The organism is Nocardioides guangzhouensis (assembly GCF_004519545.1).
GTDB lineage: Bacteria > Actinomycetota > Actinomycetes > Propionibacteriales > Nocardioidaceae > Nocardioides > Nocardioides guangzhouensis.
In genome coordinates, this window is the sequence record NZ_SDKM01000136.1 from 1 (window position 1) to 528 (window position 528).

Below are 528 nucleotides of genomic sequence, written 5' to 3' on the forward strand. Positions count from 1 at the left end.
CCGCCCGCGACCACCTGTGGATGCACTTCACCCGGATGGGTGCGTACGCCGACGCCGACGTCCCCCTGATCGTCCGCGGCGAGGGTGCCTACATCTACGACGCGAACGGCAAGCGCTACCTCGACGCCCTCGCCGGCCTCTTCGTGAGCCAGCTCGGCCACGGCCGTGCCGACCTCGCCGAGGTCGCGGCGAAGCAGGCCAGGGAGCTCGCGTTCATGCCGCTGTGGTCCTACGCCCACCCGACCGCGATCCAGCTCGCCGAGAAGGTCGCGTCGTACGCGCCGGGCGACCTGAACCGGGTGTTCTTCACCAGCGGCGGCGGCGAGGCCGTCGAGACCGCCTGGAAGCTGGCCAAGAACTACTTCAAGCTCACCGGCAAGCCGATGAAGCACAAGGTGATCAGCCGGGCCATCGCCTACCACGGCACCACCCACGGCGCGCTGTCGATCACCGGCCTGCCGGGCCTCAAGCAACAGTTCGAGCCGCTGGTGCCCTCGACGTTCCGGGTCCCGAACACGAACTTCTACC

1 protein-coding gene is annotated in these 528 nt (G+C 68.9%); it reads left to right on the forward strand.

What is annotated here, in order from left to right; all coding sequences use genetic code 11:
* The coding region (locus EKO23_RS24820; RefSeq protein ID WP_134721269.1) for an aminotransferase class III-fold pyridoxal phosphate-dependent enzyme at nucleotides 1-528 on the forward strand (528 nt) is incomplete at both ends.